At 58.4% G+C, this 16,770-nt stretch carries 12 protein-coding genes and 1 pseudogene; 3 read left to right on the plus strand and 10 right to left on the minus strand.

Going from position 1 to position 16,770, the window contains the following annotated elements:
• Window positions 1-116: 116 nt before the first annotated feature.
• Complete coding sequence (locus AAE045_RS06165) at window positions 117-1,427, plus strand: glycoside hydrolase family 10 protein (protein WP_455547173.1); 1,311 nt, start codon at window positions 117-119, stop codon at window positions 1,425-1,427.
• A gap of 165 nt (window positions 1,428-1,592) precedes the next feature.
• Here AAE045_RS06165 and AAE045_RS06170 read toward each other — a convergent pair whose 3' ends face one another.
• From AAE045_RS06170 to pgaA, 6 genes are read right to left on the minus strand one after another with little or no spacing between them, the layout of a single operon-like run.
• Window positions 1,593-2,894, minus strand: coding sequence for a PQQ-dependent sugar dehydrogenase (locus AAE045_RS06170; protein ID WP_455546948.1), 1,302 nt, complete (start codon window positions 2,892-2,894; stop codon window positions 1,593-1,595).
• A complete protein-coding gene (locus tag AAE045_RS06175) occupies window positions 2,884-3,333 on the minus strand; it encodes a DUF2231 domain-containing protein (RefSeq protein WP_455546949.1) in 450 nt (149 codons plus the stop codon). Before AAE045_RS06175 ends, AAE045_RS06170 begins: the two co-directional genes overlap by 11 nt.
• Before the next feature lie 37 nt (window positions 3,334-3,370).
• Window positions 3,371-3,877, minus strand: a complete 507-nt coding sequence (gene pgaD / locus AAE045_RS06180; protein WP_455546950.1) for a poly-beta-1,6-N-acetyl-D-glucosamine biosynthesis protein PgaD — start codon at window positions 3,875-3,877, stop codon at window positions 3,371-3,373.
• The gene (gene pgaC, locus AAE045_RS06185; RefSeq protein ID WP_455546951.1) at window positions 3,874-5,208 is read right to left on the minus strand and encodes a poly-beta-1,6-N-acetyl-D-glucosamine synthase; all 1,335 of its coding nucleotides are present in this window, start codon (window positions 5,206-5,208) and stop codon (window positions 3,874-3,876) included. Before pgaC ends, pgaD begins: the two co-directional genes overlap by 4 nt.
• The gene (gene pgaB, locus AAE045_RS06190; RefSeq protein WP_455546952.1) at window positions 5,205-7,220 is read right to left on the minus strand and encodes a poly-beta-1,6-N-acetyl-D-glucosamine N-deacetylase PgaB; all 2,016 of its coding nucleotides are present in this window, start codon (window positions 7,218-7,220) and stop codon (window positions 5,205-5,207) included. Before pgaB ends, pgaC begins: the two co-directional genes overlap by 4 nt.
• A 9-nt stretch (window positions 7,221-7,229) precedes the next feature.
• The gene (pgaA, locus tag AAE045_RS06195; protein ID WP_455546953.1) at window positions 7,230-9,692 is read right to left on the minus strand and encodes a poly-beta-1,6 N-acetyl-D-glucosamine export porin PgaA; all 2,463 of its coding nucleotides are present in this window, start codon (window positions 9,690-9,692) and stop codon (window positions 7,230-7,232) included.
• A gap of 625 nt (window positions 9,693-10,317) precedes the next feature.
• On the opposite strand from pgaA, the gene tyrP reads away from it, so the two are divergent.
• Both tyrP and AAE045_RS06205 read left to right on the plus strand, forming a co-directional pair.
• Window positions 10,318-11,529: a tyrosine transporter TyrP gene (gene tyrP / locus AAE045_RS06200; protein WP_455546954.1), complete on the plus strand. Its 1,212-nt coding sequence runs from the start codon at window positions 10,318-10,320 to the stop codon at window positions 11,527-11,529.
• Between the two features lie 92 nt (window positions 11,530-11,621).
• On the plus strand, window positions 11,622-12,194 hold the full coding sequence (locus tag AAE045_RS06205; RefSeq protein ID WP_455546955.1) for a TetR/AcrR family transcriptional regulator: 573 nt from the start codon (window positions 11,622-11,624) through the stop codon (window positions 12,192-12,194).
• A gap of 87 nt (window positions 12,195-12,281) precedes the next feature.
• Here the strand turns inward: AAE045_RS06205 and AAE045_RS06210 are convergent, their stop codons facing one another.
• From AAE045_RS06210 to AAE045_RS06225, 4 genes and pseudogenes are all read right to left on the minus strand, one after another.
• Complete coding sequence (locus AAE045_RS06210; protein WP_455546956.1) at window positions 12,282-13,061, minus strand: amino acid ABC transporter ATP-binding protein; 780 nt, start codon at window positions 13,059-13,061, stop codon at window positions 12,282-12,284.
• Window positions 13,045-13,971, minus strand: a complete 927-nt coding sequence (locus AAE045_RS06215) for an amino acid ABC transporter permease (RefSeq protein WP_455546957.1) — start codon at window positions 13,969-13,971, stop codon at window positions 13,045-13,047. Before AAE045_RS06215 ends, AAE045_RS06210 begins: the two co-directional genes overlap by 17 nt.
• A 9-nt stretch (window positions 13,972-13,980) precedes the next feature.
• Window positions 13,981-14,487: a GNAT family N-acetyltransferase gene (locus AAE045_RS06220; protein ID WP_455546958.1), complete on the minus strand. Its 507-nt coding sequence runs from the start codon at window positions 14,485-14,487 to the stop codon at window positions 13,981-13,983.
• A gap of 10 nt (window positions 14,488-14,497) precedes the next feature.
• Window positions 14,498-16,767: pseudogene (locus AAE045_RS06225) on the minus strand (NtaA/DmoA family FMN-dependent monooxygenase).
• Window positions 16,768-16,770: the final 3 nt, after the last annotated feature.

The following is a 16,770-nucleotide window of genomic DNA, read 5'->3' on the forward strand; positions in this document are numbered from 1 at the left end:
AACCCCTCTGATTAGGCCTGCGGGTGTAACTTTAAACCCCTGAGCCGTTGACATATATCAGGGGCGTAAGAAAATGCTGTGACTTCCCAAGCGACGACCAGCCCCTGGAGCAGACCATCAGCCATTCACTCAGCTTTCAAACCGTATCAAAACTCGGCGCGCTCGTTGCCGGTGCTCTGTTACTTGCCAGCTGCTCTTCGGAGCCGCCGAAATCCCTCGTCACGCCTGTTGCGGGCAAGCCCTCGTTGCCTGCCAGACCTCAGCAAAATCAGGAAATGCGCGGCGTATGGCTGACCACGGTTTCGCGGCTGGACTGGCCGCCGGTAGCCTCGGTGAACAGCAGCCCCGCCCTGCGCATCAGCCAGCAGCAGCAGGCGCTGCGGCTGAAGCTGGATAATCTGAAAAGCCTCGGCATCAACACCGTATTTTTCCAGGTGAAGCCTGATGGCACAGCCCTCTGGGCGTCAAAGATTTTGCCATGGTCGGACATGATGACGGGTAAAATCGGCGAGGATCCGGGTTACGATCCGCTGAAGTTTATGCTCGACGAAGCGCACAAGCGCGGCATGAAGGTCCACGCCTGGTTTAATCCCTATCGCGTTTCTACCAATACCAAACCCTCTACCGTTAGCGAACTTAACCGCACGCTGTCGTTAGATCCGGCCAGCGTCTTTGTTCTGCATCGTGACTGGATCCGCACCGCAAGCGATCGGTTCGTGCTCGACCCCGGCATTCCCGAAGCGCGGGACTGGATAACCAGTATCGTTGCCGAGGTGGTAACCAATTATCCCGTTGATGGCGTGCAGTTTGATGACTATTTCTACGCTGAATCGGCAGGCTCCGCGCTTAACGACAGCCAGACGTTTATCAAATATGGCAAAGGCTACCATTCGAAAGCCGACTGGCGTCGGCATAATACACAGCAGCTGATTGAACAGGTGTCCCGAACAATCAAGCAGCTCAAACCCGGCGTCGAATTCGGCGTCAGCCCTGCCGGAGTGTGGCGAAATCTTTCTCAGGATTCAGCGGGTTCCGACACGCGCGGCGCCGCGGCCTATGATGAAGCCTACGCCGATACCCGTCAGTGGGTACAGCAGGGGCTGCTGGACTATATTGCTCCCCAGGTTTACTGGCCTTTCTCCCGCAAAGCGGCCCGCTATGACGTACTGGCGAAATGGTGGGCAGACGTAGTGAAACCCACGCACACGCGCCTGTATATCGGCGTTGCGCTCTATAAAGTGGGCGAGCCTTCAAAGATGGAGCCGGACTGGACGGTTGGCGGCGGCGTGCCGGAGCTGAAAAAACAGCTCGATCTGAATGCGTCTACGCCGCAGATCAGCGGAACCATTTTGTTCAGAGAAAACTATCTTAATCAGCCCCAGACGCGGGATGCCGTTAACTATCTTCGCAGCCGCTGGGGAAGTTAACTGCATCTATCTCATTGAATAGAATGTATTTATCCTGATATGACGCCGCTACGTATAATCTGATTATTTTCCGGCCCCACTGGCCGTCAGATTTAACGCAGCGGCGGCGATATTTGCATCGCGTAATTTAGGCCTGGGGGAATACTCCGCCAGGCCGGGTAAAGCTTACTGCGCTGCGCTTACCCGCCAGACGGTGTTCCCGGCGTCATCGGCAATCAGCACCCCGCCCTTTTTATCCATCGCCAGGCCAACCGGCAGGCCCCGCACCTGCTTCTGGTCGTCGGTTAAGAAGCCGGTCACGAAGGGCTGGGGTAAACCAACGGGTTTGCCGTTCTCGAACTTAACCCAGGTGACCTGATAACCGTTGAGCGGCTTGCGGTTCCAGCTGCCGTGCTCGCTGACGAACGCGCCGTCGCGATACTGCGGCATATTGTCTCCGGTGTAGAAAAGCAGGCCCAGCGGTGCAACGTGTGAACTTAGCGCGTAATCCGGCTTGATGGCTTTCTCGACCAGATCCGGGCGTGGCGGCTGCACCCGCTCATCGACGTGCTGGCCAAAGTAGCTGTACGGCCAGCCGTAGAACCCTTTGTCTACTACCGACGTCAGATAATCCGGCACCAGATCGGAGCCAATTTCGTCCCGTTCGTTGACAATGGCCCAGAGTTTGCCGCTTTTCGGCTCCCACTGCAGGCCCGTTGGGTTACGCAGCCCGCTCGCAAAGATCCGGCTGGCCCCGCTTGCCGCATCTACTTCAAGGATGGCCGCCCGGCGGTACTCCGCGCCAATGCCGTTTTCGGTGATATTGCTGTTGGAGCCAACGCCAACGTACAGCCTGCTGCCGTCAGGGCTGGCAAGCAGCGCTTTTGTCCAGTGGTGGTTAATCGGGCCGCCCGGCAGTTCCGTTACCACTTCACCCGGTGCGCGGATCTCCGTCTGCCCCTCCTGATATGGGTATTTCACCAGGCTATCGGCGTTCGCCACCCACAGCGTATTGCCGATAAGCTGCATACCAAACGGCGAATTAAGGCGCTCGATGAAAATGTGCTTTTCCCACTTCCCGCCGACGTTACGCAGCAGCGTGATGCGATTGCCGCCGTCGCCACCTTTACCGGATGATTTCTGCACCAGGCTCATGATGACTTCTTTCGGGCGCGCCGGGGCTTTTTTTGCAGGTCCGTTTGCCTCCGCAACCAGGATGTCGTTGTTCGGCAGAACGTACACCTGGCGAGGATGCTTCAAATCCCCCGCGATCTTTTCAATCTTCAGCCCCTGCGCCACTTTTGGCGTTTCGCCCTCTTTCCAGGCCACGCCTTCCGGCACCTTCATCGGCGGTAGCAAAAAGTTCTGCGCTTTGGGCAGTTCAGGGTTCGCGCCGATCTGCTTTTGCGGGTCGATTTGCGAGCTGTCATCGCAGCCGCTCAGCGCCGCCGTCAGGGCGATGGCGAGCATTATTTGATTATATTTCATGCCCGATCTCTCCCTGAATGACCCGCTCGCGCAGCGCAAGCTGAACGTTTGCCAGCAGCAGCAGTACCACAACCAGCGTTGAAAGGATTGCGCCCATCGGCACCACGCCGTACGCGTCACGGCTGTGAATGAAGGCGTTAAAAATGGCCAGCACCATCGCCAGCAGGTTCAGCCAGAAGTGCGTTTTAAACGCTGAGGTGACAGGGTAACGTTTTCCGCCGCACAGCCAGACCACGCCAGTCAGACGCGGAATAACGGCAATCAGCAGGCCGAGGACAATCAGCCAGTTAGCCGCGTCGGTCCAGGTTTGCGTAAAGGTTTTCATGTAGACGATGTCGAAGACCCAGGCCGCGACAAAGAAACCGAGGGGTACAGGATTTAAGAGTTCATAGAGCGCCACGGCAAATGCCGGGCGCCTGTAGCGGGGGTACGTCTGCATGTCCTTCTCCTGCCTTACAGTGAATGTGCTGTAAAGGTTAGTAAAGAACCGGTTGCTTAGCAGACACATTGTTAAAAGAGTTTATCAGCTGCTGCCCCGCCGGAGGCGGCAGCAGATTGTCGAGGATGTTCCTTGCCACTTCGACCCTGTCTATTTCGCCATTGTCATGATGGAAAACGGTCAGCACCCGGCCTTTGTTCAGCTCAAGGGCAAGTCCGGACGTAATGTGCAGGCTGGCGGCCAGCTCGTTCTCCTCAAGCCCCGGCCTGCGGCTGCGCCGTTCGACACCCCGGAAGCGACGCTGGTTGTACTTTGCCCACGCAATCAGGACCAGGCCGTTAAGCATGCCGATGGCGGCATAAATCGTCACCGTATCCAGCGTCGAGAAGAACGGCCGGATGCCCAGGAACGGCGAATGGGCCAGGGCGGTCATCAGGCCGTTGTAGATAAGATAGCTAAAGCCGAACCAGGCAATCAGCGTCAGCAGCGTATCCAGTATTCTGGGGAGCGAGCGTCGTTCGGTAAAAATCAGCGGTTGATTCATGGTTTGATCCTCCCAATACCGCGGTCCGGGCTGACCCAGCGCGCCCTTGTGCGCTGGCTTCTGAGCATGACTTTCGGAAATGCCACAAGCGTGGTGAACAGGCTAAGCATCCAGTAAACCACCGGGAACCAGATTATCCAGAACAGCGAGGCGGCAATGCCCTTCTCGTAGCGCCTTTCAATCACCAGGCTGACCATAAACTGCAGCAGGCATACCACGCCCAGCATCAGCCCGGTAAACGCGGGCGGAAACAGATGGGCAACGTGCAGCGAAGTCGGCAGCGGCACGAGCAGGCCAGCCACAAACAGCAGGATGCTCACCGCGTAGGCGAACGCCCATGCGGTCGACAGGCAGAACTCAATGAACAATGGCCACATGCGGCGGTACTCCCACGCCCACAGGCGGCGCATATTGACGATAAACACCTCTGCGCCTCCCTGCGCCCAGCGCAGACGCTGCTTCCACAGCCCTTTTAGCGTCTCGGGCATCAATATCCAGCACAGCGCCCGTGGCTCAAAGAAGACCGACCAGTGCCGCAGCTGCAGCTTCCAGCTGATGTCGATATCCTCGGTTATCATATCGGGACTCCAGTAGCCCACCTCCGACAGCGCCCGACGGCGGAAGGCGGCGATCACCCCCGAGACGGTAAACACCTGCCCGTAAATGCGCTGGGTGCGCTTGATGAGCCCGATAATCGACGTAAACTCGCCGACCTGCACCCGACCGATAAGCGTTGAACGCGTCCTGATACGCGGGTTGCCGGTCACGGCCCCGACGCGGGGATACTGCAGCAGCGGCGCAACCATATAAGCTGCCGCGTCTTTATCCAGCAGCGCGTCACCGTCGATACAGACCAGGAAGTCGCTGCGCGCGGCGGCGGCCCCGGTTTTAAGCGCCACAGCTTTACCCTGATTTTCCGCCAGGTGAATGACGCGCAGCCGGGGATGTTCGTTTGCCAGCTGGTCAAGCACCTCGCCGGTGTTGTCCTTAGAACCGTCGTTAATGGCGATAACTTCAATGTTGGTATAGCGCTGGCGAATGGCCGCTTCGATGGTTTCTCTCGCGTTATCCCCTTCGTTATAGCAGGGGATCAGAATGGAGATCAGCGGGTTGCCCTCAAGCGTCGGCGCAGGCGTGCCCTCGCCCCATTTCCAGTGGCGCTCGCGGTAGAACCAAAAATACAGCCCGCCGCTTATCCACAGCGCGGACATAAACAGCGGCCAGAAGAAAACGAAATTCAGGATCGCTTCCCCGGTAAAGACGGCCGCCATCCCCAGCGGCAGGCTAAACATCAGGCAAAGGATGAGGAAGGCTACAAGGCGATCGGTCATTTTTGCGGATACCAGTATGAGGAGAACGTCGACCGGATTGCCGACATCTCGGGTTTATCGTTAATGAAATCGTCCGGGTAGTAGCCGTAGTTTTCCGCGCCGCTCAGCTTCAGCTGGCGCATCCAGTCGGCGAGCTGCTTCCCGCTGATTTCGTCCTGCCCACCGGCTTTGCGCCAGTCACGGGCCTGAAGTTCAAATACCGTTTTATCCAGTGCGCCAGGGTGCTGGCCTACGGCATTCACCAGCCTGTCCAGCCAGGCGTTGCTCTCATCCGCCGGGACTTTTTCCATCAGCGGCATTGCCATAGGGGCGGTCCAGTCGTAGGCGCCCAGGAAGTCGGTGAGGTTCTGCGCAAACCAGGCTTCGCTTTGCGGCTCCAGTACCGGCATGGCATAGATGTTACGGGCGGTTTTGACCTGCGGCCCGCGTATGGCCTTCACCGTCCGGGCAAGCTGTCCGGTAAAATCGATAAGCGCCCTGCTCTTGAAGCGTGTCCAGCGCTCGAAGGTCTGCGGATCGCGGCGAATTTGTTCGATGCCTGCCGGGAAGCCTGCGGCTTGATAAGCGGCCAGTGCGTCGGGGGAGGCATCTTCAAAGTCGGTCAGAAATGCATCGTCATGGAACAGCACCCCTTTGAAGTTGGTGTTTTTAGCCAGGTCCTCATAGATTTCAGTAATACGCTGTCGCGCCAGCTGGCTCCACGGGGAAAGGCGAATGTACTGCCCCTTGTCCACCGCGCTGCGCCCGGTTTTCGGATCCCAGGCGGTCACGCGCGGGATGGAATTATCCAGGTCGAAGGCGAGTACCGGCATCCAGGCATACACGGCGACGCCTCCCCTGGTCTGAAGCTGCCAGGCGACAAAGTTAAACAGGTCGGCGCGCATCGGCAGCCAGCGGTTGGGGAAATAGAGCTCGTGGATGTTGCCGTCCCCCGTCGGGTCCGCATAGGCCTGCAGGAAAACGTGCGAGATGCGCATGTCGAAAACGCGCTGGATGAGCTTGTCGATGTTTCTGCGCTGCTGCGCCGGGTCTTTGTCATAGACGTAGTCCAGGTCCACGTGCATCACGCGCATCGTTTCTGTTTCGCGAACCTGTGCGACCTGGTTCGCAAAACGCTTCAGCCCCGGGTTGTTAGAAATCAGAATACGCGGCACATCGTCCAGGTTTGCGGCGTTAGCAAGCCCTTCGTTCAGGGTAAACGCCATGCGATAGCCGTGCTCTTTGGCAAGGCGCAGCGTTGTGCCGCTTGCGGCACCGTACGGCCATACCCAGGCCCGTGGCGGCTTGCCGGTCACGCTTGTTATCTTATTCGTAATGAGATTCAGGTCTGCGGTAATGCGTTTTTCAAACTGCTCGTCCGTTTCGTACTGGCCGGTAGACTTGTTGTACAGCCGGTTTGCCACGGCTGGCTCCTGGCTGCCCTGAGGGTTGGCGGTGCTGCCGTAGTGGGAAGCCCAGGTATGGGCGCCGATTTCAACCAGCGGCGACTCGCTCATCTCCTTCACCATCTGCCAGGTGGCAAACTTACTGCGCGGTGTGGCCAGGCCGCCGAAATCCACCGGCTTACCGGCTGGCGCATCGACCCAGCTGCCCACCGGGGCCCACAGCGCAGGCCAGTTATAAGCTTTCAGCAGCGGCCAGACGCGGGTATAGAAACTGCTGTAACCGTCGTCGAAAGTCAGCAGCACGGCTTTTTCCGGCAGGGTTATTTTCCCGTCGTGAGCATCCAGAATCTGCTGTACGCTGACCGGGTTGTAGCCGTTGTCGCGCAGCCAGGCAATCTGGTCGTTGAGCGCGCTGGTGCGCACTGACAGATAGCGCTGGTCCGCTGCCTCATCCTCCACGTCGTGATAGCCCAGCACCAGAAAGCTGTTCTTCTGCCAGGGCTGGTCGGCGTTTAACGGCACACGCTGTTCGGGGGGCACGTAGCGCGGCGTTTCTGCATTGCCACAGGCGGTTATCAGGATCCAACTGGCGATTAAAAGTGCGGCCCGCAGCCATTTAGTTAGCATATCCATTCCTTAAAACCTGACGTTCAAATCGAAGGCGATAGCGATGTTCCGCTCACGCTTCCCGTCGTACGGGCGCTTGTCCCAGGTCAGCATTAGTCCGCCGTCCACCACGTTGTTCCACTGCACGCGCTGGCCGTAGCCGAGCTGGGTAATGGCGCCGCTGCCCTGCTTCTTCTGCCAGTAGCTGCCCAGTCCCGCCGTCATTTGCTGCTTCCACACGGTGTCGTACCGGCGATAGATAATCTGTTCCGCGCTCAGGCCGGGCACCACCGAGAAGTCGCTCTTCGGGTTGTAGTAAGGGACGTTTTCTTTGGTGTTGGTGCTGCCGCCGATGCCGGGTACAAAATCAAGGATGAAGCGCGGCGTGGTGATCAGCCGCTCTTTGCCGCTGATGCCGTATTCGATGCGGTCGTTACCGTCAGAGAAGTGCGAGGCGGCGAAAGACAGCTGGTACTCACGCCTTTCGTTTTGGTACCAGCGAAGATAGGCCTCGCCGCCGTCAGCGCTTACCCCGTTGCGCAGGGCGCGCAGCGGAGTGTTTTGCGACAGGCGTTCGGCGGAGCCGCCGATTCGCCAGCTATCATTAAAGTCGTGCCAGCCGGAAAGCCGTCCACCGATTTTCTGTCCGTCGCCGTAGTTGTGGCCTGAAACTTCCATTTCTGCCCAGAAGTTTCGGGAGGTCCATTCTGCCCCGGCGGCCAGCTCGCGATTAATCCCCTTGCCCTCTTCGAATTCGCCTGTGGCAAAGTTAAAGCCGGTGAACAGCCGCCAGTTATCGTTGATGGGCGGGCTATAAATCGCCGAGTTCCAGGTAAAATCATGCTTGCCAGAAACGGGGCTGTCAGAGGCAATTCCCTGGGAGCCGCTGATGCGCAGCTCGGACATTTTATGCACGTCGCGGATGCGTCCCAGCCGCAGACTCGCGGTATCGTCCGGGCTGCGGGCCAGCACGTCGTCGGTCAGTTCATCGGCCTGCTTCCACTCCTGCAGGTCGAGGGCGACATAGGCCTGCTGGCGCTCAAGCTCCAGGTTGCTCGGTTCGAGCACCTCAGCGAGCTTTAACTCGCGCTCCGCCGCTCGCGGCAGCCCCCGAGCCTCAAGAATGGCGGCATAGCTGATGCGCAACCCCTGGTTACCGGAGCCGGTACGGGCCAGATGCTCAGCAAGCTTCTCGGCTGCGGGCAGGTCGTTAGTCGCCACCTGGTACTGCGTCAGCAGCGTCTGCCCCAGCAGCCAGTAGTCGTTAGGCTGCGGCGTGGGCGAACCGTATATACGGCGCAGGTACGGGCTGTCTTTGATGACGGCATAAACCTGCCTTCTCGCCGCGTCGAAGTTTTCGCTATCGATGTGCGCGTAAAAAAGCTCCTGGTGATCTTCAGGCGTCGGCTGCGGGACAGGAGCACCGACGGGAGGAGAGTAAATCTCCGTCAGCATCGCTTCGGCTTTCTCCGGCTGGCGCTCGACAAGCCAGGCGGTGGCAACCCAACGCCTGGCATAATCCGGCACCGGCTGCCCATCCGCGGACAGCTGCTGATACTCGCTAAGCACCTCTTCGGTACGCTTGCGAATCAGCAGGGCTCCCATGCGGTCTACTCTGGCTCGCCGCAGGTCGGCCCGGGCGGCGGGGACGTTTTGCCACTCCTTAATCAGCCGGTCGTAGCGGGCCAGGGCTTTGTCGGCCACCAGGAAACGTTCATCTTCGTTGCGCGCTGGCGTAAAGGCGACGCGCACTATCTCGGCGGCGGCGTCGAGCTCCAGCCTGCGCGCCAGCGGATCGGTCGCGGAATCGCTCCCGGAAAGCTCAAGCGCCGGGGCAGCAACCCGATTGGCAGACAATGCTGAAACTAACGTGGATTTCGTCGCTTTGTTCTGGGGATCCGCCTCGTCTGCCCGGCTTGCCGCCAGCAGCGCATCCCAGTTTTTACCCTGCGAGTGGTACACGTAGGCAACCAGCGCGTCGCGGTCCGGTCCGGGCTCGCTTTGCGCCCAGCTTTTGGCCTCCGTCAGCGCCTGTTGATGACGTTTCGCGTCGGCAAGCGTCATAATCCAGCCGCTGCGGGCATCCACGCTGCCCGGCTCGGCGCGCAGCGCGCTCTGCCATACGGCCAGCGAGTCATCCCATTTTTTCTGGTTACGCAGGGTTCGGGCGACGGCAATCTGGCCGCGAGCCGGTACAGCCATGCTGTAGCGATAGCGCTGCCAGACGCTGAGCGTCTGTTCATCGTCCTCCGCCCAGCTGGAAACCTGCAGCCAGTCAGCCACCTGTTCGGGCGTCAGGGTCGTGCTTTTTTCCTGTTGTACCAGGTAGTTAAACAACGGCGCCCGGTCACCGCCTCGCGCCTCCATAATTAAATCGTCGTAGGCAGTATTTGCGGCGAAGCAGTACGCCGGAATAAGAAAAGCCGCGCTAATAATGCAGGCCCCTGACCGGAGGTAATAAACAGGACTGGTATGATATCGAATGCTAAACATAGCGACACTTATATCCTTCTGTCGGAATAAAATAAGCATTATCATTTATTTGTTGCTGCTGCGTGACACAAAAATCTCATTTCAATTCTCAAGAAAAAATGAAATTAATACTTTCTTCGTATTGCGCGTCTTTATAAAGCGTTATAAGGCAAAGGTTTTATGCCAGTTCGGCATCGGTCAAAAAGTTATCACTTAGTTACAGAGCAAGCCAGAAATTGTTTTCGGCGGTCATTCATTAAAGTGTTTTCAGCCTATTTTCTCTAATACTTCCAGGACGCCATGCTGCCGATAGTTAAAATTAATAATATTTACCTGATAGCCAGCCACGCTATTTAATTAATAAATCGGCGGTAAGGGCATTATAAAAACCAAAGGTGTTTTTCATTACCTGAATATGAAAATGCTTTCTCATTTCTAATAAAATGGAAACTTTTCAACAGCTATTCGTCGCCCGGGGCACAGGCCCAGGGTTCACGACCAGAACGATCGTCGTTCGGCGACCGCGCAACCTGTGACTGTAATTATTTAGTTACACTCACCGTAAGGCAGATTTGACGGCATTTGCGATTTCCCTTACCCTGCGCGGCACAATGTCGTGAGTAAAATTATAAATTCAGAGGGAAGCGTGAAGAATCGCACTCTTGGTAGTATTTTTATCGTTGCCGGAACCACCATTGGCGCAGGAATGCTGGCGATGCCGCTTGCGTCCGCCGGGGTTGGGTTTGGCGTAACGCTGCTGCTGCTTCTGGGCCTGTGGGGGCTGATGTGCTATACCGCGCTGCTGCTGGTTGAGGTCTATCAGCACGTCTCCGCCGACACCGGGCTTGGCACCCTTGCCCGCCGCTACCTTGGCCGTCCCGGCCAGTGGCTCACCGGCTTCAGCATGCTGTTCCTGATGTACGCCCTGACCGCCGCTTATATCAGCGGCGCGGGGGAGCTGTTGGCGGCCAGCCTGAGCCAATGGTTAGCAACGACTATCCCGGCCACAACCGGCGTGCTGCTGTTCACCCTGGTTGCTGGCGGCATTGTTTGCGTCGGCACCCATATGGTGGATATGTTTAACCGCGTGCTGTTCAGCGCCAAAATCGTTTTGCTGGTTGTTATGCTGGCGCTGATGATGCCGCATATTCACCACACCAATCTTTTGACCCTACCCCTGGAACAGGGCCTGGCCCTTTCCGCTATCCCGGTGATCTTTACTTCCTTCGGTTTTCACGGCAGCGTGCCGAGCATCGTCAGCTACCTGAACGGCGATATGCGTAAACTGCGCTGGGTGTTTATCATCGGCAGCGCCATCCCGCTGGTCGCCTACATCTTCTGGCAGCTGGCGACGCTTGGCGCTATTGATTCCGGCGTCTTCAGCTCGCTGCTGGCGGATCATTCCGGCCTGAACGGCCTGCTGGCGGCCGTACGCCAGGTCGTTGCCACGCCGCACGTTGAGCTGGCCGTCCATCTGTTTGCCGACCTGGCGCTGGCAACTTCGTTCCTGGGCGTCTCCCTGGGGTTGTTTGACTATCTGGGCGACCTTTTCCAGCGTAACCGCAGGGCCTCCGGGCGGATGCAGACGGGGCTGATGACCTTTGTGCCGCCGCTGATTTTTGCGCTCTTCTACCCGCAGGGCTTTGTGATGGCGCTGGGCTATGCGGGCGTGGCGCTGGCGATCCTCGCGCTGATCGTGCCGTCGCTGCTGGTCTGGAAAAGTCGGCAGCAGGATAACGCCGGAGGCTACCGTGTAGCAGGGGGCAAACCGCTGCTGATGCTGGTTTTCGCCTGCGGCGTGGCGGTAATTGTCATTCAGGCGCTGATCGCCACCGGCGCGCTGCCTGAGGTGGGATAAGCCACCAGCAAAAGTCCCGGCCATCCGACAATGACAAAGGCGCGTCAGATTGTTATCTTGCGCGTCTGCTCAACGTTAATGAAGAAGCCGGGATGAAAGACAAAGGCACAGAACTCAAAGCTAAAATTCTCGACGCGGCCATCACGCTGTTTACCGAAAAAGGCGTCGAGAAAGTAACGACCCGCGATGTCACCGAGCAGGTCGGCATTGCCCGCAGCCACATCTATCATTATTTCCCGGACTGGCAGACGCTTTGCCTTGAAGCCTTCACCCGTTTTATGTACGCCGAGCTTGAGGCCTATACCCAGAAAACCCAGCCCCTTTCTCCGGAGCAGGCCCTTAACGTTTTTATAGAAGACTATCTGCCGGATCGCGCCGATGCCATCTGGGAGCTTTACGGCTCTTTATGGCGGCTGGCGGTGCACAACAAAGCCTATGCCGACCTCGCCCTTGAAATGACGGAAAAGTGGGATGACCTGCTCGCAGGGATCCTTGAAAGAGGGATTGCAGGCGGAGTATTCAGGGAAGCAAACGTCCGGCGGGTAACCAGGCAAATCAGCGCCCTGCTGAACGGCTATTCCGATCAGCTGATCATCGACAGCGCCCCGCTGGCCCGCAGGCAGGCGCTGGACGATATTCAGGCATTCGTGAAGCAGGTATTGTAGACCAGCGATGTCGGATGGCGCTGCCGCTTATCCGACCTACAAAACTTCCAACCATTTCCTTCGTAGGGCGGATAAGCGAATGCGTCCTTACAGCACTTTGGATAAAAACTGCTGCGTCCGGACGTGCTGCGGGCGATTGAGCACCTCGTCGCTGCTGCCCTGTTCGACGATTTTGCCGTCCACCATAAACACCACTTTGTCCGCTACCTCGCGGGCAAAACCTATCTCATGCGTCACCACCACCAGCGTGGTGCCGGAGCGGGCCAGCTTCTTGATGACGTCGAGCACTTCCCCCACCAGCTCAGGATCCAGCGCCGAGGTCGGCTCATCAAACAGCATCACCCGCGGGCGCAGCGCCAGGGCACGGGCGATGGCAATGCGCTGCTGCTGGCCGCCGGACAGATGGCGTGACCAGGCGTCCGCCTTATTGCGCAGGCCGACAACATCCAGCAGCTCGTAGGCCCATTCGATAGCCGCTTTGCGGCTCAGCTGCCCGTGGGCGATGGGGGCCTCAATCAGATTCTCCAGCACCGTGAGATGGGGAAAGAGATTGAAGTTCTGAAACACGTAGCCGACGTTAACCCGCTGGCGGAGGATCTCCTTCTCTTTCAGTTCATAGAGCTTGTCGCCCGCCAGCCGGTAGCCAATGTAGTCGCCGTCTATCTGGATGAACCCCTCATCCACGCGTTCGAGATGATTAATCGCCCGAAGCAAGGTGGATTTCCCCGATCCTGAAGGGCCGAGGATCACCGTCACCGAACCCGGCGGCAGCTCGAGGGAGATGTCGTCCAGCGCTTTATGACGGCCAAAATATTTGCTGACGCCGGTAATGGAAATGTGTCCCGGCTGATTAAGAGCCTGATACATGGGCGGCCTCCTGGGTCTGTAGCGTGGGCTGACGAACGACGGAGCGGGACGCGCTCTGCGGATTAATGGCGGAGCGACGCTCGCTGCGCGCAAGCCAGCGCTCAACAAGATGCTGAATAAGCGACAGGACGCTGGTGATCGCCAGATACCAGACCGCCCCCACCATCAGCAGCGGGATCACTTCCTGAGTACGGTTGTAGATCATCTGGATGGTGTAAAACAGTTCCGGCATCGCCAGCACGTAAACCATCGCGGTCCCCTTAGCGAGGCTGATGATTTCGTTGAAGCCCGAAGGTAAGATCGTGCGCAGCGCCTGGGGCAGGATAATGCGCACGGTGCGCCGCCAGGCGGGCAAGCCGAGCGCCGCAGCCGCTTCATACTGCCCGTGATCGACCCCCAGAAACCCGCCGCGAATAATTTCTGCGGTATAGGCACTCTGCACCAGCGTCAGGCCGACAACCGCCGTCGAGAACTGGCCTAGCACGTTTATCGTCTCAACGCTGCCCCAGCTGATACTGGTGAACGGGATCCCCAGAGTCAGCGTGTCGTACAGGTAGGAAAAGTTATAGAGGATGATCAGCACCACAATCAGAGGCAGCGAGCGGAACAGCCAGATATACCCCCAGGCCAGCGCGTTCAGCAGCCATGACGACGATAGCCGCGCCAGCGCCAGCATGCCGCCTATTATCACGCTCAGCACCGTGCCTATCAGCGTCAGCAGCAGCGTCTGCGCCAGCCCTTCCAGTATCACCGGATCGAAGAACCAGCGGGCAAAGACGCGCCACTCCCAGCGCGGATTAAACGCGACCGACTGAATAACAATCGCCAGCACAAACAGCGCGGCAACGGCCCCGACGATGCGTAACGGATAGCGCGCCGGAACAACTTTAATGGTAGAGGGTGTAGTCATATCGGATCCTCAGGCTGTTTTGCGGCTGTCCAGCGCCAGCGGTTTGCTAAAACGCAGCCGACCGTCGTACGGTTCGACGCTGTACTCTTCGGGATTGCGATGGATATCAAACTGCGGCTCGTAGCCTTGCCCAAGATAGAGCTTCACGGCTTCAGGCTGGCGGAACCCGGTGGTCAGATAAACGCGGCTGTAGCCTGCCAGCAGCGCCCTTCTTTCCAGCTCGCGCACGATGCGGCCTGCCAGCCCCTGCCTGCGTAAACCCGAATGCGTCCAGATGCGCTTCAGCTCGGCGGTATGCTCATCAAACGGCTTGTAGGCACCGGTGGCGATTATCTCCCCGTCGCGCTCCAGCACGATAAACAGCCCCTGCGGAGCGAGATACCACTCCGTCAGCTCCACTTCCGCATCGCGGGAAAAATAGTCGCCGTAGCGCGCCTCATACTCACCGAACAGCCCGCTAATAATGGGCTGCAGCTCCGGCGCCTCCGGCGAGACGTCACGAAATTGTTCTATCATCCTGTTCTCCTTAATCGCCAAGACCGGCGGGATTGATTTCAGACGCCGGGATTTGCTCGACGCTCTCCCCCCAGCGGCTCAGCACCCTGCTGTAATCGCCGTTTTTAATCACGCCGTTCAGCGCGGTTTGCACCGGCTCCACCAGGCCGCCGCCTTTCTTCAGCGTTACCGCGATATGGGCCGCCTTCGGCCAGCCGCCGTCCACGCTGCCCACCAGGCGGGTTTTACCCGTCAGCGCAGCTTTCCACGCGCCAATGACGTTCGGGCCAAAAAAGGCGTCCGCGCGCCCGGACTGCAGCGCCAGCGTCAGGGCGGCGTCATCTTTGGTATACACCGGCGTGAACGACTTCAGCCCCTTCTTCAGGTTCTCTTCGTTCCACGCCAGCAGGATAGATTCCTGATTGGTGCCCGAGCCGACGATAATGCGCAGCCCGGCAATATCTTCCGCTTTCTCAATGGCGCCGATCCGGCTGGAAGATTTGACGTAGAAGCCGAGGGAGTCTTTGCGATAGGTGGCAAAATCAAACTTCTCTTTGCGATCTTTAGTGACGGTAATGTTACTGATCGCCGCGTCGTACTTGCCGGAGGTGACCCCCAGCGGCCAGTCCTCCCAGGACGTGGGCACCACGTTCAGCTCAAGGCCCAGGCTGTCGGCGACCAGACGGGCAATATCCACCTCGCTGCCGAGCAGCGTTTTGTTATCGTCGGCAAATACGGTCAGCGGAGGCGAATTCAGTGCGGCCACCGCCACGGTGAACTTCCCCGGCACGGCAAAGCGATATCCCTTAGGCAGTTCGGCGATAGCCTGTGGATTCCTGGTGGTATTAACCGGCGTTTTGTTGGCCTCAAGGCTTACGCCCGCGCCGTTAATGGTGACTTCCTGTGCCTGTGCGGCATACGAGGACAGCGCCAGAGCGATAGCCAGGATCAGCGTAGATTTCTGCATAGCGGGTTCTCTTATTATTGTTGTTGGCTGTACTGGTTGGCGGGCACGGAAAGCCCCAGGGTTTCGCGCAGCGTCGTCCCCGGATACTCCTTGCGGAACAGCCCTCTGGCCTGAAGCACCGGCACAACCTCATCCACAAAGCGCGGGAAGGTGTCCGGCGTGCCGCCCTGGATAATGAAGCCGTCTGCGCCGTGGCTTTCAAACCAGTGCTGCAGGCCGTCGGCTACCTGCTGCGCCGTGCCGGAGAAGCGCGGGCGCGGTGTGGCTGACTCCAGCGCAACCTGCCGTAAGCTCAGCCTGCGTTCGTGGGCGTTACGTTTGATTTCATCCGTCGTGCTGCGGAAGCTGTTCTGCCCCAGTTCGCCAATATCCGGGAACGGCGCGTCCAGCTCGTACTGGCTGAAATTATGATGTTCGAAGTAGCGCCCAAGGTAGTTCAGCGCGTCCTCAACGGAGACGAGGGCGGCGGTCGTCTGATACTGGTTTTCCACGTCCTGCGCGTCGGAGCCGACAATCACGCTCACGCCCTGGAAGATATGCAGCTCTTCCGCCGTGCGGCCATGCGCCGCGAGCTGGCTTTTCACGTCGCGATAAAAATGTTGCGCCTCTTCCAGCGTTTCGTGGTGGGTGAATATGGCGTCCGCGTGGCGGGCTGCTAATTTCTTTCCGTCTTCGGATGCGCCAGCCTGAAATACGATGGGCCTGGCCTGCGGCGTGCGGCCAATATTCAGCGGGCCAGCCACCTTAAAGAAATCCCCGTGGTGATTAAGCGCATGTAATTTACCGGCATCAAAAAACCTGCCGCTCGCTTTATCACGAATAAAGGCATCTTCTTCCCAGGAATCCCACAGCCCTTTGACGACATCCAGGTATTCATCCGCTATGCGATAACGCAGGGCGTGCTCCGGATGTTTATCTCTAGAGAAGTTTTTAGCCGAGCCTTCCAGCGGGGACGTCACCACGTTCCAGCCCGCGCGGCCCTTGCTCAGATGGTCGAGGCTTGCGAACTGGCGTGCGACGGTGAAGGGCTCGCTGTAGGACGTAGAGAGCGTGCCGACCAACCCTAAATGCGTGGTAATGCTCGCCAGCGCGGATAACAGCGTCAGCGGTTCAAAACGATTAAGAAAATGTGGAATCGATTTTTCATTGATATATAACCCGTCCGCCACGAACAGAAAATCCAGCTTCCCCTCTTCGGCCCTGCGGGCGGTCTCTTTTACAAACTCAAAATTAATACTCGCATCGGCCACGGCGGCGGGATGGCGCCATGCGGACATATTGCCGGACGCGCCGTGTAGTATTGTGCCAAGCCGTAATTGTCTTTCAGCAGACATAAC

Source organism: Dryocola clanedunensis (assembly GCF_038405435.1).
In the GTDB taxonomy this organism is placed as follows: Bacteria; Pseudomonadota; Gammaproteobacteria; order Enterobacterales; family Enterobacteriaceae; genus Dryocola; species Dryocola clanedunensis_A.

Coding starts and splice junctions, on each gene's coding strand:
- AAE045_RS06170 (WP_455546948.1), bottom strand. CDS start 2,894: ATGAAATATAATCAAATAATGCTCGCCATCGCCCTGACGGCGGCGCTG.
- pgaB (WP_455546952.1), bottom strand. CDS start 7,220: ATGCTAACTAAATGGCTGCGGGCCGCACTTTTAATCGCCAGTTGGATC.
- AAE045_RS06205 (WP_455546955.1), top strand. CDS start 11,622: ATGAAAGACAAAGGCACAGAACTCAAAGCTAAAATTCTCGACGCGGCC.
- pgaA (WP_455546953.1), bottom strand. CDS start 9,692: ATGTTTAGCATTCGATATCATACCAGTCCTGTTTATTACCTCCGGTCA.
- AAE045_RS06175 (WP_455546949.1), bottom strand. CDS start 3,333: ATGCAGACGTACCCCCGCTACAGGCGCCCGGCATTTGCCGTGGCGCTC.
- AAE045_RS06220 (WP_455546958.1), bottom strand. CDS start 14,487: ATGATAGAACAATTTCGTGACGTCTCGCCGGAGGCGCCGGAGCTGCAG.
- pgaC (WP_455546951.1), bottom strand. CDS start 5,208: ATGACCGATCGCCTTGTAGCCTTCCTCATCCTTTGCCTGATGTTTAGC.
- pgaD (WP_455546950.1), bottom strand. CDS start 3,877: ATGAATCAACCGCTGATTTTTACCGAACGACGCTCGCTCCCCAGAATA.
- AAE045_RS06215 (WP_455546957.1), bottom strand. CDS start 13,971: ATGACTACACCCTCTACCATTAAAGTTGTTCCGGCGCGCTATCCGTTA.
- AAE045_RS06210 (WP_455546956.1), bottom strand. CDS start 13,061: ATGTATCAGGCTCTTAATCAGCCGGGACACATTTCCATTACCGGCGTC.